12 protein-coding genes are annotated in these 16,671 nt (G+C 64.3%); 6 read left to right on the plus strand and 6 right to left on the minus strand.

What is annotated here, in order from left to right:
- Positions 1–17: 17 nt before the first annotated feature.
- From BM349_RS02715 to BM349_RS02735, 5 genes are all read right to left on the minus strand, one after another.
- Positions 18–1,184: a serine hydrolase domain-containing protein gene (locus BM349_RS02715; protein ID WP_175525167.1), complete on the minus strand. Its 1,167-nt coding sequence runs from the start codon at positions 1,182–1,184 to the stop codon at positions 18–20.
- A 138-nt stretch (positions 1,185–1,322) separates the two neighbouring features.
- Positions 1,323–3,380 carry an OmpL47-type beta-barrel domain-containing protein gene (locus tag BM349_RS02720; protein ID WP_091702429.1) on the minus strand — a complete coding sequence of 686 codons (2,058 nt, stop codon included), beginning with the start codon at positions 3,378–3,380 and terminating at the stop codon, positions 1,323–1,325.
- Between the two features lie 319 nt (positions 3,381–3,699).
- Positions 3,700–4,956 carry an ABC transporter substrate-binding protein gene (locus BM349_RS02725; protein WP_175525168.1) on the minus strand — a complete coding sequence of 419 codons (1,257 nt, stop codon included), beginning with the start codon at positions 4,954–4,956 and terminating at the stop codon, positions 3,700–3,702.
- Between the two features lie 99 nt (positions 4,957–5,055).
- Positions 5,056–5,880, minus strand: coding sequence for a carbohydrate ABC transporter permease (locus BM349_RS02730; protein WP_091702438.1), 825 nt, complete (start codon positions 5,878–5,880; stop codon positions 5,056–5,058).
- Positions 5,877–6,674, minus strand: coding sequence for a carbohydrate ABC transporter permease (locus tag BM349_RS02735; RefSeq protein ID WP_254773692.1), 798 nt, complete (start codon positions 6,672–6,674; stop codon positions 5,877–5,879). Before BM349_RS02735 ends, BM349_RS02730 begins: the two co-directional genes overlap by 4 nt.
- 322 nt (positions 6,675–6,996) lie before the next feature.
- On the opposite strand from BM349_RS02735, the gene BM349_RS02740 reads away from it, so the two are divergent.
- The 6 genes from BM349_RS02740 to BM349_RS02765 all read left to right on the plus strand — a co-directional run bounded on the left by BM349_RS02740 (position 6,997) and on the right by BM349_RS02765 (position 15,411).
- Positions 6,997–8,064, plus strand: coding sequence for a LacI family DNA-binding transcriptional regulator (locus BM349_RS02740; RefSeq protein WP_091702445.1), 1,068 nt, complete (start codon positions 6,997–6,999; stop codon positions 8,062–8,064).
- A gap of 269 nt (positions 8,065–8,333) precedes the next feature.
- Positions 8,334–10,010: a DUF5605 domain-containing protein gene (locus BM349_RS02745; protein WP_254773693.1), complete on the plus strand. Its 1,677-nt coding sequence runs from the start codon at positions 8,334–8,336 to the stop codon at positions 10,008–10,010.
- 165 nt (positions 10,011–10,175) lie between these two features.
- Positions 10,176–12,527, plus strand: a complete 2,352-nt coding sequence (locus tag BM349_RS02750; RefSeq protein ID WP_254773694.1) for a glycoside hydrolase family 3 N-terminal domain-containing protein — start codon at positions 10,176–10,178, stop codon at positions 12,525–12,527.
- A 25-nt stretch (positions 12,528–12,552) separates the two neighbouring features.
- A complete protein-coding gene (locus BM349_RS02755) occupies positions 12,553–13,620 on the plus strand; it encodes a family 43 glycosylhydrolase (RefSeq protein ID WP_091702452.1) in 1,068 nt (355 codons plus the stop codon).
- Positions 13,621–13,766: 146 nt separating this feature from the next.
- Entirely contained in the window at positions 13,767–14,714 is a 948-nt protein-coding gene (locus BM349_RS02760) for an aldo/keto reductase (RefSeq protein ID WP_302848243.1), read from the plus strand.
- Between the two features lie 22 nt (positions 14,715–14,736).
- Positions 14,737–15,411: an SDR family NAD(P)-dependent oxidoreductase gene (locus tag BM349_RS02765; protein WP_091702455.1), complete on the plus strand. Its 675-nt coding sequence runs from the start codon at positions 14,737–14,739 to the stop codon at positions 15,409–15,411.
- Between the two features lie 636 nt (positions 15,412–16,047).
- Here BM349_RS02765 and BM349_RS02770 read toward each other — a convergent pair.
- Entirely contained in the window at positions 16,048–16,632 is a 585-nt protein-coding gene (locus tag BM349_RS02770) for a TetR/AcrR family transcriptional regulator (protein ID WP_091702462.1), read from the minus strand.
- Positions 16,633–16,671 lie beyond the last annotated feature (39 nt).

Genomic DNA, 16,671 nt, shown 5'->3' on the forward strand with positions numbered 1-16,671 from the left:
ATCTGAAAGGACGAGGGCTATCCGAGTGCGTCGCGGAGAGCGGTCACGACGCTGATCCCGCGCTCCATGTCCAGCATCCGGTTGGTCACGTAGGCGAATCCGACCCGTGCATCGGCATCGGCGAAGGCCACCTGCCCGCCGGCGCCGTCGTGCCCGAATGACGCCGGGGTGAGGTAGGGGTCCCAATCGGAGGGGATCATCACGCCGGCGCCCCATGCTTGGTACGGCGGTGGACCATTGTCGAAGAAGGGGAGGCCTGCGCTGCGAGGCTTGGCCATTAGCTCGGCAGTCTCGGCGCTCCATAGCCGGATGCCGCGGGTCTCCGCGACGGTCGCCGACCAGATGCGTGCGAGACCAGTCGCACTTGAAATCGCACCGGCTCCACCGATCTCAGCGGCATGCAGGTGACGACCGTTGAAACCATCCCCCGGACCCAGCAGGTCGGGGTTCAGGGCACCCCCGAGGGTGACGGCTCTTTCCAGCCACTCCGCATCCGGGTTCTCGTCTACCGGCGGCGGCCAAGCGGCGGCAGGCTGACCTGGGATGAGCCGGGCCACCCGAGGCTCAAGGTCGGCGGGAAGGCCGATCCAGGTGTCGGCTGCCAGAGGCTCAGCGATGTCGGCCACAAGGAACTCGCCGAGGGAGCGGCCCGAGATTCGGGCGACGATCTGAGCGCTGATCGCCCCTACCGTCACGGCGTGATACTGGTGTGCTTCGCCTGGCGTCCACAACGGCTTCTCCGCGGCGATGATGCGCGCGAATTCGGCGCCGTCGAGCAGTTGCTCGAGCGTCACGTCGACACTGGGCGCGGGGACACCGGCGCGGTGGGCGAGGGTATCGCCGACGGACACTCGGTTCTTGCCGTGGGCGGCGAACTCGGGCCAGATGTCAGCGACTGGCATGTCGAGGGAAGGCAGCGCGCCGGACTGAAGCAGGCGTCCGATGGCGATCGCCGCCAATCCCTTCGTGCACGAGAAGACGACGGTCAGCGTATCGGGTTGCCAGCGGGCCCCCGTGCGCTCGTCGGCTGTGCCACCTCGCGCCTCGATGACCGGCTGTCCGTCCAGCCACACCGACAGCGCGGCGCCACTGCGGTCCGTTTCGTCGAGTGTCCTGGCGAACGCGTCCACTACGGGGGCGAAGCGGTCCTCTGCGAGCAGATCTACTGATACGTCGCGCGACATGCGCGGTTTCCTTTCGTGGTGGGATGGCTGGTCATGTGGGCGCGCCGCGCAGATTCGCATCGACAATGTGGAGCCTTGATCAGGCGGCCACCGCATAGGATCTGCGGTGGCCGCCGTTCCGGTAGGCAGCCGGGCAGGTCACTTTGCCGCGATGGAGCCGATCTCGCTCGTTTTTCCGGAGTTGTCCGTCGCCCGGTATTCAACGATCGACTTGCCACCGGACAGCTTGATCGGTCCCGTGTACGCCTGCCACTCGGACGGCGTGGCTCCCGGCTTCTTGATCGTGCGGTACTCGACGGAGGCCACGCCCGAGTAGTCATCGGTCGCACTCAGAGTCACGGTTCGCGCCTTGGACGGTTCGGCGGTGACGACGGGTGCCGCGCCTTCGTGTACGACGATCCGTACCCGGTCGATGTTCAGTAGTCGGGCGTTGGCATCGGCGGGGTCGCCGTTGCGATTCGCGGCCACCCTGGCGCCCGCGAAGACCGTGCCGGGGCTGGTGTATGCGTGCGTGACGTCGGTGGTGACCTCGTTCGCTGGATCTCCGAAGGGGACTCCCTCGAAGGCGCCTGTTCCGAGATAGTCGAACCACGTCTTCACAAGTTCGCCGAGTCCGTCCGGTGCATCTGCGGTGAGCGTCAGTGTCACGGCTTGACCAGTCTCGACGTCGGCTCGATCCGCACCATTGATCGTCAGGTCTGCAGTGGGCTGGAGCCCGCCGCGCGCGTCGGCGTCCTCTGAGGTGACGACGACCTGCGAGTCCTCGACGTGATACTGAGTGGATTCCGGCGCAGGGACACCGTCCTCGACCCAGCTCGCCATGTCCCGAAGGGCTTGCTCGACGATGCCGATGTAGTCCACGAGACTTGCCGCACGGTCGCCGACCGTGTCGGCACCTTGGTGGTCGGCCCGGTCGTTGAAATAGACCCGGTAGGAGTCGGCCGCCGCGGCGCCCAGGCTCTGCTCAACGCGCTTGCGGTACCAGTCGGTGTGCACCGGCAGCGCGTCGACGTCGTACAGATTGGACACGACGATCACCTTGCCATTGACGGACCCGTCGAACGCCGTGTTGCCCGCTACCGAGTTGAAGCGCTGGGGTTCGAAAGACTCAGCGGGGCGCTGCGGATAAATCGGAGTGCCGTCTGCGTTGCGGAACTGGTCCAGCGCGATCCACCCCTGGTTTACGGGGGGCAGTTGGTAGCGGTAGGCGAAGCGCTTGGCGATGTTCCAACGATGTTCGACGGTGTCGCCCATCTCCACCAGCTCCGAGCGGACGCGCGCGCCGAGCGGCGAGTCTTCGGTGCCGAGGTATCCCTGGGTGTTCCAGAAGTCATCGACATAGGTAGAGTCGTACGGAACAGGTGCATCCGAATCCAGCCCTGTGCCGTAGAACCTGCTGTCATTGCCGAGCAGATAGTCCGGGTTCTCCCAGGCCTTCCAGGGGATGCCGAGCAGGTGGAGCTCTTCGAGCACCGCCCGCTCCGCCTCATCAAGAGTCGCGTAAGGATCGCCGCTGCCGCCGGGCATCAGTGCATCCCTGATCTCGTCCGCCTTGTCGGCGAGGATCAACTCAGCGGCGGACCGGCCGTTTGTGGGGTAGCTGTTCGGCTGCGGCACTGCCTGAACGACCGGCACGAACCCCTGCCAGACGCCTGCGACGTTCTCGGCAGCGCCAACGGTCTGCAGGGAGCCGCCGCTCGGGCCCCAAAGGTAGCCGTAGATCTCCCGGTCGCTGCCGTAGTAGTCCGCTGCAACCTGCTCTGCGAATTTGGCGGCGGCGGCGGCGTGCCGGTAGCCCAGCGACAGGAAGTTGTTCCCGGCCTGCACGGTGTATCCCCCGCTCGCCAGGCCGAATTCGATAGCGCGGTCTTTGGCCTGTGACAAGTTCTCGCCGGGCGTGAAGGTGATGGGGTAGGTGTACTGGAAGAATCGCCCCTCCCACTCGTTCTTATCCGCTTCGGGGTGGAGGTAGATGGTGAATTGGATGTTCGTGCCTTCGAAGTGGCCGGAGACGCGGTGGTGGGGTACTGGCGATGTCTGGTCGGTCTCGGTGTCGATCACCGGCTGCGTGTATAGCGGATCGATGCAGTCGGCAGTGATCTGCCACGCGCCGGTCGCATCCGGAGCACATTGCTGCGGTTCGGCGGCGACGGCCGGCGACCCGGTGAGGGCGGTTGCAACGAGGGCGAACGCCATACCGGTGGCGGCGGGCCAAAGCCGTCGCGGCGTGCGCCGGTCTGCTCGTGTGTTCCGGGGTGTGGAATGTGATTCGTTCACGTGAGATCCAACTTCTTCGTTGATGGTGCAGACCGCACCGAGTTGCTGGGTGATGCAAGACGATGAGCGGTGCCGGGATGTCCGAAGGCGAGCAGCATCAGGAGCACGGCCCGATCGAGCATGAGGCGCAATCGAGGATGAGGCGCCCTAGGCGGCCGGCACAGGTCTCCTGAAGCCGTTGTGTAGTCCGGGGGGCCGCGATCTATTGCCCGCGACGCCCCCGGACCAGAGAGGACGATTACTGCTTGTAAGCGGACTGCATGCTCTCGGTCACGCCTTCGGGGGTGGTGTTGCCGAGGAACATCGCCTGCAGCTGCTGGTTCAACGTCGACTGGACCTCTGCCTGCAGGGTGGGCAGCCGCATACCCTTGTTGTCGGCGATGAGGGCCGCGAACTCCTCGAGCTCCGCCGTGGGCGTGTACTCATCGTTGGGGATGACCGGAACCGACTTGAAGCCGTCGGCGTAGATGGCAGAAGCCTCCGGGGTGCCCATGAACTCGAGGAACGCCTGGGCTGCGGCTGGGTTCTTCGCCTTCGCGTTGATGGTGGTCACGAAGCCGGGCAGAGCCGTCACGAACGTATCGCCATCATTGGTCGCCGGTACGGCGGCGACCACATAGGAGTTGTCCGGCCCGGCCGTACTGATAGAGGCCAGGACTGCGCCGACGTCGACGATTCCCAGCGCGTCACCGGCGGCCACCGCGGTGGCGCCCTGCTCACGAGACCGCCCGAGGGCACCCTCGCCGAAGCAGCCGGCGTCCCAGAGATCCTGCTGGATCTCGATGATGTCTACCCACGGGGACTCCGGGTAGGTGGCCTCCCCTGCCGCCAGCTGCTCGTCGAAGTCGGGCACCTCCGGCGCGAGGAGCGTTGCGGTGTGGGCGAATGGGAACATCTGCGGCCCCGCCGCGGCCTCGCCAAGTCCCTGCGCGTAGGCGTATACGCCGGCATCGACCGCGTCGGCGCAGAGCTGGAGCACTTCGTCGAGGGTTGTCGGAACGGACAGCCCGAGTTCCTCCATCTTGGTCTGGTTGTAGATCGCGCTGAGCGGTTGCAGGGCGCCCGGATAGGCGTACACCTCACCCTCGTACGTGAAGTCCGATGCCCATGCCTCCGGGATGTCGTCCGCCCAGGTCACGTCGAGGGGAGCGATCAGGCCGTTCGCCGCCAATGGTGCGACGTTGTCCGCGTTGTCCTTCGGATCCCCGCCCGGGAAGGAGGTGAGGATGTCGGGGGCAGTGCCGCCCTGCATCTGCGTCATCACCAGTTGGCCGACGTCCCCGCCCTGGTAATCGAAGTCGACAGTGACGTCCGGGTACTCTTCCTCGAACGCGGTCGCGATCTTCTCGTAGGTCTCTTGGAAACCGGAGAAGAACACTCCGGTCAACGTGCCACTGACCTCGCCGTCTGACGGAGCCGGCGCGTCACCTCCGCCGCCTGAGCAGCTCGTGAGCGCGAGCGCGCTGATGGCGACGATGGCGCTCGTCGCGGCCATATTGCGAATCTTCATCGATCTGGTCCGTTCTCTGTGAGTGCATTTCTTGGTGGTCCGTCCGGCCGGGCGCCGGACGACGTCTTGCTGGGGACGGGGCATTCAGCCCTTCAGGCCGCCCGCGAATCCTCGGATGACGTACCGCTGGAAGATCAGGTACAGCGTCAGGATCGGGATCATCGAGATGACCAGCGAAGCGAAGATAAGCGGCCAGTTCGACGTGTACTGCCCGACGAAGGAGTAGATCGCCAGCGGGATTGTGGACTGTCCACTGCCGGCCAAATAGATCAGGGGCGTGAAGAAGTCGTTCCAGATGCCGACACCGTTGAGGATGAACACCGTACCGAGCGCGGGGCGAAGCAGTGGAAGGACGACATGCCAGAAGGTGCGCACGTGGCTGCAGCCGTCGATGTGGGCGGCTTCCTCGAACTCGATGGGGACGCTCGAGCGCAGAAAGGTTGTCAGCAGGAAGATCGAGAAGGGCATGAACGCGCCGGAGTAGATCACCACGAGCGACCAGATAGTGCCCAGCAGCCCGAGATCGCGCATCTGGATGTAGAGCGGAATCATGCCCAGCTGAAAGGGCAGCAGCAGGCCGATGAGGAAGACGTAGAACGTCACGTTCGACCAGCGGGAGGTCGAACGAGCAAGGGGATACGCAGCCATCGTCGCGAACGCCAACAGGACGACCGATGCGAGCCCGGTCACCAGAATGCTCATGATGATCGATTGCGGCAGAGTCGAGCTGTTCCACGCCTGGATGAAATTGTCCAGCGTCGGTCGTGAGCTCGGAAGCAACCCGGCCGTGAGGTCATCCGCCGGCTTGAAAGCCAGGTTGATGAGGATGTATACGGGAATGAGGAAGATCAGCGTTGTGATGTACGCGGTGCCGTTCGCGGCGATCCGTCCCGAAAGCGAGGTCTTCACGAGTTGCGCTCCTGCCTCCGCAGTACGCGGAACTGGATGACGGACAGGATTGCGACGCCGATGGTGAGTACGACGGCGAGAGCGGCAGAGCGCCCGTACTCACCGAAGTTGGAGAAGATCTGGTAGATCAGCGTGGAGATGGTCTGGGTCTGGTTACCGGGTCCCCCGTTGGTCAGCGAGATGATCTGGTCGAAGATCTTCAGCCCGCCGATCAGCCCGATCATCAGGTTGATCGTGATGGCCGGTGCGAGGAGCGGTCGCGTGACATACCAGAAACGCTTCCAGTAGCCGGCCCCATCGAGCGCTGCAGCCTCGTCGAGTTCTTGGGGAACGCCCTGCAGTCCCGCGAGGTAGATGATCATCGTCGACCCGGTGAACTGCCAGATCACCGTGACGATGATGATCCACAGCGCCGACGTCGGGTTGCCAAGGAAGTCGACTTGCTCCATCCCCAACGCGCCGAGAAGACCGTTGACGGCGCCGGCGCCGGGTGGACCGAAGATGTACTTGAACAGGTAGCCGACAACGAGCGCCGAGACCACCATCGGCGCGAAGATGATCGTCCGCAGCACGTTCCGGCCGAACACCTTGCCATGCAGCAGGAGCGCCAGCCCCAACCCCAGAACGTTCTGCCAGATAACGACGACGACCGCGATGAACAGCGTGCGAATTGCCGCCGGACCGGCCTCTCCCTGGAAAGCCCGGACGAAGTTCTCGAAGCCGATGAAGTCCGGCGGGGAGTTCAAGAATGACCAGTTCGTGAACGCGGAGAGCATGCCCACGGCGCTAGGCACGATGACGACGTAGACGTAGGCGGCAATAGCAGGCAGAGCAAACCACCAGAGTCCGCGGCCCACGGAGTCGGACCGCCGCCGGCGAGTGCCCCGCAGGCTGTCCCTGGTGGAGCGGGGTGCCGTGCGCACTGGGGGTGTCGTAGTGGTCACTTCACGACTTCCGCGGGTGTTGCGACAGCTTCGCTGATACGGGCATCGGGGCTTCCTTGCACTCGAAGTGATTGGTTAGAGAACGTTATTTTTTAGGAATGCAAGAACGTTATCCGAGGATCATGACCCACGCAACCCCTTTCTCCTATAACGTTCTCTTTGAGCGACGGCGGTGTCGAAGAAGCGCCAGGATGCGGGAGAGATCATGAACGTGAGATCGCACGACGAAGCCCTCATCGGGCACAGAGTGACAATCGTCGACGTGGCGCACCTCGCGGGCGTGTCCGTCGCGTCGGCGTCAAAAGTCGTGCGGGGGACCAGCGGCGTCAGCGAAGAGATGCGGGGGAAGGTCAACAACGCGGTGGCCAAGCTCGGCTACCGTCCCCACCGCATGGCGCAGGGATTGCGGGGTCCGCTGAAGACGATCGGGGTTCTTCTCCCCGGCGGCATCGACAGCCCCTTCTTCGCCGCCCTGTCGAACGGTGCTGTCCAGGTGCTGTCGGAGTCCGGGTACGAGGTCTTCATCTCGCCCGCCGGCCTGACCGCGAAATCGCACTACACCGCAATGGAATCGCTCATCGACCATCGGATGGGTGGCCTGCTCCTGGTGGCACCGCTCGGTGCGACCAGCAGGCTAGAGGACATCGCCAGCCAGATCCCGATCGTGGTCATCGGTCGTCATGGCGAAAACACCCGCTATGACACCATCGCGGGCGACGACGCGCTGGGAACGCAGCTCATCGTGCAACACCTCGTCGATTCCGGTCATCACCGGATCACCTTCTTCGCGAGCCAAGACGAGGGCGCGTCCGATCTGCCCCAGCATGTCCGCCTTCAGGGATATCGCACCGCGATGGCTGCCCACGGCCTGCACAACGCGATCGATGTGGTGACGACGGAATGGTCGTACGAAGGCGGAGCGGCGGCTGCCAAACTGCTGTTGTCACGCGACGAGTTGCCGGACGCGGTGATCGCCGGTCCGGACGTCACTGCTCTTGGGTTTCTGGGTGAGGCGTGGGCGCGAGGGATTCGCACGCCGGCCGATCTCGCGGTCGTCGGCTATGACAATATCCCGATGTCCGCATGGCCTCCGCTCTCGCTCACGACCGTGGACCAGTCCGGCTTCGAGATGGGCCGGATAGCAGCGCAAATGCTCCTTGAACGCATCGAAGGTCGCCTGGAGTTCCGACATGAGACGCTCCCCGTGTCGCTCGTTCCGCGGCACACGAGCGGCGCCTGACTTTCCGGTTTCCACCGATCGAGGCGCGAGAAAAAGAACGTTATGCATGTCGCGAAAGATAACGTTATAGTGCCATGGTAACCGAGGGCGAGTACTCACCCTCGGAGCCCGCTCGATTCCGCAAGGCTGGCAGGCCAACAGCCTGCTACCGGCTGTGCTCAGGATGAGCGGAGCAGATCGAGTGACCACCCTGAACAGGAGACCCCTTGCCTACGCTCAACGCCCGATCGCCTCTCTCAGCTGTCCTTGATGCGCCCGACGCGAAGGCCGTGCTCGATGAGCTCGTACCTGACCTGATGGATTCGCCTATCGCCAGAAGCCTGGTCGCCTTCCCGACGGGCTCGTTGCTCACGCTGATGCTCGGGGATGACGACCCACGAGTCGATGCCGTGATCGACCGAGTCGGGGACATCGAAGATCCGCGCCCCGCGAGGCGCGAGGAGACGGCCATTGTTCCCGTTGCTGGCTATGAGGCTGAGTCAGTGGCGAGGGCGAGCGCAGTGTTGACGCTGCCGCCGCGCGTTAGGCGGCTCGAACTCGCGGAAGTCGTGCTGGACGGCCCGTCGCACGGTAACCCCTTCGTTGATGTCGACGTCTGGGCGACATTCACCTCGGCCGGGCAGTCGATTCGTGTCGGTGGGTTCTATGACGGCGACGGGCGCTATGTGATCCGCTTTCTTCCGCGGTCCGCGGGGGCGTGGGAATTTGTCACGTCGTCCAATGCGCGTTCTCTCGATGGCGTGGCGGGCGTCATCGATGTAGAGGACAGCGACCTTCGGGGCCCTGTGGGTGTGGTCGATGAGTTTCACTTCGAGTATGCGAATGGCACACCGTTTCTGCCGTTGGGAACGACCGCCTATGTCTGGAATCACCAGAGTGAGGCGCTGCAGCAGCAGACCCTCGACACTTTGAGGGGAGCGCCGTTCAATAAGATCCGGATGTGCGTGTTTCCGAAGGACATGATCTACAACTCGAACGATCCTGATCACTACGTCTGGGAACGGCGACCGGACGGCAGTTGGGACACCACCCGCTTCGACCTGGAGTACTGGCGGCACCTGGAAGACCTGCTTCGTCAGCTCGGAGAGCTGGGCATCCAAGCCGACCTCATCATCTTCCACCCATACGATGAGCGTTGGAGTCTGTCGAATCAGAGCAGTACCGCCGATGACCGGTATGTCCGATACCTCGCTCGTCGGCTGAGCGCCTTCCCCCACGTCTGGTGGTCGATGGCGAACGAGTATGACCTACTCGTGAACAAGAGCCTCGAAGACTGGGACCGACTCGCAAATCTCCTTCGCGAAGAAGACCACGTCGGTCACCTGATCTCCATCCATAACTGGATGGAGATCTGGGACGCATCCTCCGAATGGGTAACCCACTGCAGCATCCAGCACGGAGAAGATCTCGCGAAGTCCGTCGACAAATGGCGCCGCACGTGGCGCAAACCAGTCCTCGTCGATGAGACCGGATACGAGGGTGATCTTGACCAGGGATGGGGAAGCCTCACGGGCGAAGACCTCGTCCGCCGGTTCTGGGAGGTCAGCCTTCGCGGGGGCTACGCCAGCCATGGCGAGACCTTCTACCGAGCCGATGAGCAGATCTGGTGGTCCAAAGGCGGGGTCCTGCGCGGTGACAGCATTTCCCGGCTCAAGTTCCTGCAGCGGATCGCGTCCGAGTCACCGACGGGCAGACTCGATCCACTCCCGTCCGACTGGGATGCGACCTGGGGTGGGATCGCCGGACAGTACTGCATCATCTACTTCGGCGACCACCGGCCGGTCTTCCGCGATGTCGCCATCCCCGCCGGGATGACCGCGGAGATCGACGTCATCGACACCTGGCTGATGACGGTGACGACACTTCCGGGCGTTCACTCCGGCACCGTCCGCGTCGATCTCCCCGCCCGACCCTACGTCGCGATCCGATTGCGCGCGTCTGCCTGAGCGCAAGCGGCCCAAGTCCCGAATTCGACTGCGACCACAGTCGTCACCATCACCCAGACACCAGGGAGTCAACCGTTGCCTGAAATGCCCACAACCGGGGAGAAGGGGCCCTGGAGCGACGTTCGACTCGATCCCGCACGAAGGGCCGAACTTCTTCTCGCTCGCATGAATGTGGACGAGAAGATGGCCCAGATCTCCTGCTACTTCCCCACAAACATCAACAACACCGCGGACTTCACGGAGAGCTTCCCCCACGGAATCGGCGAAGTGTCGTGCCTTGAGACGAGATCCGCACGGACGCTCGATGAGGTCACCTCCTTCCAGCGACGCATCCAGACCGAGGCCATGGCCGGGTCGCGTCTGGGCATCCCCGCCATCTTCCATATGGAGGGAATGTGCGGCGCGTACCTGCCGGGTGCGACAAGCTTTCCCGCCGGGCTTGGCCGAGGCGCGAGTTGGAATGTCGAGCTGGAGCGCGCGATCGGTGAAGTGGTGGGCCGGCAGGAGCGGGCGGTCGGAGTCACGCACACACTCGCCCCGGTCTTGGATGTGTCGCGCGACCCGCGGATGGGGCGGCACGGCGAGAGCTACAGCGAGGACCCAACGCTCGCGGCTGCCCTGGGCGTCGCGGCGACTCGCGGGCTGCAGGCGGCCGATGTCGACGGCCGGCGCACCGAAGCGGTCGCCAAGCACTTCATCGGGTCGCACCACACCGCGGGCGGCATTCACGGCGCTCACTGCGACATCCCGGACCGCCTGCTGCAAGAGGTATACGGCAAGCCCTTCCAGGCCGCCATCACCGAGGCCGGTCTCCTTGGCATGATGCCGTCGTACAACTCCGTGGCCGGGGAGCCCGTCACCGCATCCGTGCGGCTGCTCACGACGCTGCTGCGGGAGCAGATGGGCTTCACGGGGCTCGTTGTGTCGGACTACGGCGCGATCGGCAATCTGCACAGCGTTCAGCGCGTTGCCGCGTCGCTGCCGGATGCGGGCCTTTCAGCCCTGAGAGCTGGAGTCGACGTCGAACTGCACGTGCCGCAAGGGTACGGATCGCAGCTGCGGGACTGGTTCGTGGATGGGCAGGCAGAGACTGCTCTGCTGGATCGAGCGGTCACCGCCGTGCTGACCGCGAAGTTCCGGATGGGGCTTTTCGAGCATCCCTTCGCGCCTGACGGCGCCGAGCGAGACGCCCGGTTCACCGCCGTCGGTGACGCGCGCGTTTCGCTGCAGTCGGCGCGTGAATCGATGGTGCTGCTGCGAAATGACGGCATCCTCCCTCTTGCGCCAGATGTGCGGAGGATCGCCGTGATCGGCTGCCACGCGGACAGCGCACGGTTCTTCTTCGGCGGCTACACCCATTACTCGATGGCGGAAGGCAAGCTCGCGGCATACGCATCGATGGCCGGCCTGACGACGACCGACCACGATCGACCGACCGCTATCAACATCCCGGGAACGAGCATCGAGGCGTCAGACGGTCCAGAGTACGAGGCCCTTCTGCAGCAGCAGAAGCCGGACGCCGCCAGCCTGCTGGACGAACTGCGCACGCGCCTCCCCGAAGCCGACATCGTCTGGTCATATGGGTACCCCATTGCCGGTGACGATAGGTCCGGATACTCAGCGGCGATCGCCGCGGCCGCACAGGCGGACCTCATTCTGCTCACTCTCGGGGGAAAGCACGGGACCTCTTCGATCGCTTCCATGGGCGAGGGCATCGACGCCACCGATATCGGCCTCCCGCCCTGCCAGGACGGGCTGATCGACGCGCTCGCCGAGCTCGGTGTGCCAATGGTGGGCGTGCACCTGGACGGAAGACCGGTCTCGAGCGACGCGGCTGACCGGCATCTCGCTGCGCTGATCGAGGCGTGGAGTCCGGCCGAGTGCGGCGCCGAGGCGATCGTCGATGTGCTGGTCGGGACCTGCAACCCGAGCGGGCGACTGCCGGTCAGCGTGGCGCGCAACGCAGGACAGGTCCCCATCTACTACGGCCACCCGTACGGCTCGAGCTGGCACCAGGGTGAGAGCATCGGGTTCCCGGAGTATGTGGATGCCCCGCACACGCCGCGATACGCATTCGGTCACGGGCTGAGCTACACCACGTTCGACTTCAGCGCACTGCGATTGTCCCAGCGCGAAGTGATCGCGACCGGTTCCGTTGAGGTCGGCTTCACTCTCACGAACGCGGGCGAGCACGCCGGCACCGAGGTCGTTCAGCTGTACGTCCGTGACCGGTACGCGTCGATGACCCGTCCTGTCCTCGACCTGGCCGGTTTCCAACGCGTTCACCTCGAGCCGGGCGAAAATGCCGACGTCTCTTTCACGCTGTCGATGAGTCAGCTGGCCTTTCTCGACGCTGAACTGCGGTGGCGGGTCGAAGCGGGTGAGGTGGAGATTCTGATCGGCTCATCCTCCGACGAACTTCGTCTCACGGGCGTGGTCACCATCACGGAGGATGCGGTGATCGATGGTGCATCGCGAGCGTTCTACGCCACAACGCCCAGCTCACCCTCGGCATGACTGCAGATCTGATAGGAGCCCGAGCATGACATCTCAGCATCCGACGGCCATTCGCCCCGGCCAGCCTTGGTTGGATACCTCCGGCAACCGGATACAGGCCCACGGTGGGTCCATCATCGTCGCCGAAGATGGTCGCTTCGTCTGGTACGGAGAGAACAAGGAGTTCACGACCGCCGGCAGTCCGACGTGGCACTGGGGAGTTCGAGCGTATGTCTCCGATGACCTCATCAACTGGGAGGACCGTGGCCTGATCATTCCACCGGTGCTCGATGATCCGACGTCACCGTTGCATCCCGAGCAGATGATGGATCGGCCGCACATCCTGCGCCACCCCGTCTCGGGCCGCTATGTGTGCTGGCTCAAGATCATGGGCGCAGTGTCCACGCAGTCCTCGACCGTCCTCGAAGCCGACGACCTGTTCGGGCCCTACCGCATCGTTCGCGAGGGCCTGCGCCCTCTGGACATGGACGCCGGAGACTTCGACCTGGTCACCGATCCCACCGACGGAAAAGGCTATTACTACTTCGAACGCGTGCACAGCGAGCTGATCTGCGCAGACCTCACCACCGACTACACGGGCGTCACCGGGTACTACTCCACACACTTCCCGCAGCCACACCCGCCGTTGGTGCGGGAGGCGCCTGCCTACTTCCGTCGCAACGGCCGCCACTACCTCATCACCTCGGGGACCTCCGGCTACCTTCCCAACCCGTCCGAAGTCGCGTCCGCCGACTCGTATCACGGTCCCTGGACAGTGCTGGGCGACATCCACCCCAGCGACACAACGCGGACCTCCTTCCGCTCACAGATCAGTTCCGTGTTCCGGCATCCGGGGAAGAAGGACCTCTACATCGCGCTCGGTGATCGCTGGCGCCCCGACCTCTCTCCGGAGCAGTCCGATCGCCGCGAGCTCTACGCCGCGCGCTTCACGGGGCGCATCAGCCACGAAGATTTCGTGACGGCACTCGGCCCCGCGCTGGACACGACCGCCAGCACCCAGACCGCTGACTACGTCTGGCTGCCACTGCGGTTCAACGGCGAGGTGCCAGTGATCGAGTGGCACGACGAGTGGAGCCCCGAGGACTTCGAGTGACGCACAAAGCCGCTGAATTCGTCATGTATCCCCCAACTGTCCCCGAGCACCCATCCTTTCCTCCGATCCGGCGACTCACTCTCTTTGAGCGATCACGGCGTTGCCAGGGAGCAGGATGAGTACGGGTAGAGCGGAGGCCAGAGCCGATGAGTGGTGCAGAGAACCCGAGTCCTCGACCTGTTGCGCGGCAGCTGGGTCATGTCGGTCCTTATATCTCGGAGTTGTGCGTTGGAACCAGCCCGCTCGGCGGCATGCCGGCGCTCTACGGATACAACGTAGAGGCCGAGACAGCGATCGCGACCGTCGAGTTCGCCCTCGAGGAGCCGTCGATCACGTTCCTCGACACCTCCAACAACTACGGCGGCGGCGAGAGTGAACGGCGGATCGGGGAAGCGATCCGCCGGCTGGGTGGACTGCCTGATGGCTTCGTCGTCGCGACGAAGGCCGATCCCGCCCCCGGCGATCGCGAGTTCAGTGGGTCCCGAGTTCTCGAGTCCTTCGCCGAGAGTCTCGATCGTCTCGGCCTGGAACGCGTGCCCGTCTTCTATCTCCACGACCCGGAAGCGTTCGAATTCGACGACCTCATCGCCCCGGGCGGAGCGGTCGACGCGATGAAAGAATTGAAGAGGCGGGGCCTCGTCGACGTCATCGGCGTCGCGGGTGGCGATCTGGATGCCATGCGGCGCTATGTGGATACCGGCGCGTTCGACATCCTTCTCAACCACAACCAGTACACGCTGCTGGATCGGAGCGCCGACGATCTCATCGATCATGCCGTCGGCGCCGGGCTTTCCTATGTCAATGCCGCTCCGTACGCCAGCGGCCTGCTCGCAAAGCCCGTCGAGGATCGTCCCCGCTATCAGTACCGCGAGCCGTCGGCGGACATCCTGGCCCGGACGCAACGACTGCGAGACGTATGCGACCGCTTCGGCGTACCGCTGGCTGCGGCAGCTTTGCAGTTCTCGACGCGGGATCCGCGGGTCAGTTCCACGGTCGTCGGGGTGTCCTCTCCCGCTCGGGTAGAGGAACTCCTGCGTAACAGCGCGGCGCACATTCCCCTCGAGCTGTGGTTTGAGCTCGAGGAGGTTCGGTAAAAGACGGGTCAAGGAGTTCCTCGTGAAACGAGCGATCATCACCGGAGGCGAGAGCGGTCTCGGCGCAGCGTGCGCCGACCGGCTGCGAGCCGACGGCATCGATGTCATCACCTTCGACGTCTCACCCGACGCCGACTACCACGTCGACGTGACGGATGCCGCTTCGATCGCGGCGGCCGTGGCCGACGTCGGCCACGTTGACATCCTGATCAACAGCGCGGGCATCATCGGACCGAATAGGCCGTTGATCGAGTCGGATCCGGCGGCCTGGGAACGCACATTCGACGTCAATGTGCATGGCACCTTCCGGGTCATACAGGCAGTCGCGCCGGGCATGGTGGAGCGCGGCTGGGGACGCATCGTCAACATCGCGAGCATGGCGGGCAAGGACGGTAACCCGAACCTCAGCGCATACTCCGCCTCAAAAGCCGCGGTCATCGGCCTGACCAAGTCGCTCGGCAAGGAGCTCGCCAAGACCGGGGTGCTCGTCAACGTGATTACACCGGCAGTGATCGACACTCCGATGAACGCGACCACCTCACCCGAGGTGCTCGCGCACATCACCTCGCTCATCCCGATGGGCAGGGTCGGCAGGGCGTCGGAGGTCGCCGCCCTCGTCGCGTGGCTCACCTCCGATGAGTGCAGCTTCTCGACCGGCGCTGTGTACGACATCAGCGGCGGCCGGGCGACGTACTGAGGGAGACGGAACACAGCGTCGCTCGCGAGCTCCAACGACTGCAGTCGCTCGTGGGAAGGCCACTCTGGGTGTAGCCGCCGCCGTCGTTTCCAGATGCGTCACGAACTTTCCAAGAGGGCGGTTCGTGAGTAAACGCGTGAGAAAGAACGCGTCGTATCCGGTACCGGTACGCACATCGACGAAAGGTCGCCGCCCGGGTGAATACGGGCGCGGAAAGCGCTGCACAGCGGCGGAAGATCACTGGATGTGGGTTCAAATCCCACCGTCACCGCCATGAAAACCCCTGATTATCAGGGGTTTTCTTCTCCCCGTTGCGGCGCCCTGCCCACTTCCCGCCCACATTAGGTGGCAACGTGTAAGCCTCGCGACCCCCGGCAACCGGTGGCGCGACGTGCTTTATCTGCGGGGCCGCTTCGGAAATGCGCATAATTCCGCGGTCTGGCGATCATGCGTCCACGGGAATATGAGGTGGTGCGGCCCTCCGTTGACACCTTCGGTGGGTAGCTGACCCACGGTAACCCTCGCAGGCCGCGCATCCCTCGGCATCTCCAGATTCATCGTGCTCGCTGAGCGATCGGGAAGCGCTCGGCGAACGCGGCTCTAGCGCCCGGTCCGTCTGGCGCGAGTGACTGCTGTTCAGACGAAGAATCGGTCGCAGTAGCTGTCCCACATCGCAATGGGATCGAGCTCGGGGTCCTGGCGCCAGCTCAGTTCGAGGCCGTCCCAGAACGCCAGGAACTCGGCAGCGGCGAGTGCGGGATTTTCTTTCCACTCCAAGAATCGGGCGACTTCCGCGCGTGCGACGCGCGACCTCGTCGCGAAGTATTCGTGCGCAGGGTGGTCGGGGGAGAGTGCTTCGGCCGAGAGGATCGAGTAGAGGCGGACGAACTCGTGACGCTCCAGGTTGTGCAGGAAGACGCGGGTGAATCGTTCTCGTGATGCGATGGGGCTCGCCGGGGCCTCTTGAGCGGGCTGAGCGGCGTAGTACTCGTAGTCCTGCAGCTCCCGGAGCTGAAGCACGGCGAACAGGAGGTCGTTCATCGAGGGAAAGTGGTGGAGCACCGAGGACTTCTGGATGCCGCATGCCTTGGCGATGTCGGAGAGTGAGACGGCGTTGAATCCACCGACCGCGATCAGTTGGAACGCCTCGTTGAGAATCTGCTCTCGTCGGTCTTCCGCCTTCATCCGGGGTATCGGTGTGCGTTCTGCGGCGATGGTCATGGCATCATTCTACCGATCGGTAGACAAAATGCGAGGGCT

Source organism: Microbacterium sp. cf046, from assembly GCF_900114345.1.
Taxonomy (GTDB): domain Bacteria; phylum Actinomycetota; class Actinomycetes; order Actinomycetales; family Microbacteriaceae; genus Microbacterium.

What these genes read in the sequence shown, in the direction of transcription:
- BM349_RS02770 (WP_091702462.1), bottom strand. Translation starts at nt 16,632, where the DNA reads ATGACCATCGCCGCAGAACGCACACCGATACCCCGGATGAAGGCGGAA.
- BM349_RS02750 (WP_254773694.1), top strand. Translation starts at nt 10,176, where the DNA reads ATGAATGTGGACGAGAAGATGGCCCAGATCTCCTGCTACTTCCCCACA.
- BM349_RS02725 (WP_175525168.1), bottom strand. Translation starts at nt 4,956, where the DNA reads ATGGCCGCGACGAGCGCCATCGTCGCCATCAGCGCGCTCGCGCTCACG.
- BM349_RS02760 (WP_302848243.1), top strand. Translation starts at nt 13,767, where the DNA reads ATGAGTGGTGCAGAGAACCCGAGTCCTCGACCTGTTGCGCGGCAGCTG.
- BM349_RS02720 (WP_091702429.1), bottom strand. Translation starts at nt 3,380, where the DNA reads ATGGCGTTCGCCCTCGTTGCAACCGCCCTCACCGGGTCGCCGGCCGTC.
- BM349_RS02715 (WP_175525167.1), bottom strand. Translation starts at nt 1,184, where the DNA reads ATGTCGCGCGACGTATCAGTAGATCTGCTCGCAGAGGACCGCTTCGCC.
- BM349_RS02755 (WP_091702452.1), top strand. Translation starts at nt 12,553, where the DNA reads ATGACATCTCAGCATCCGACGGCCATTCGCCCCGGCCAGCCTTGGTTG.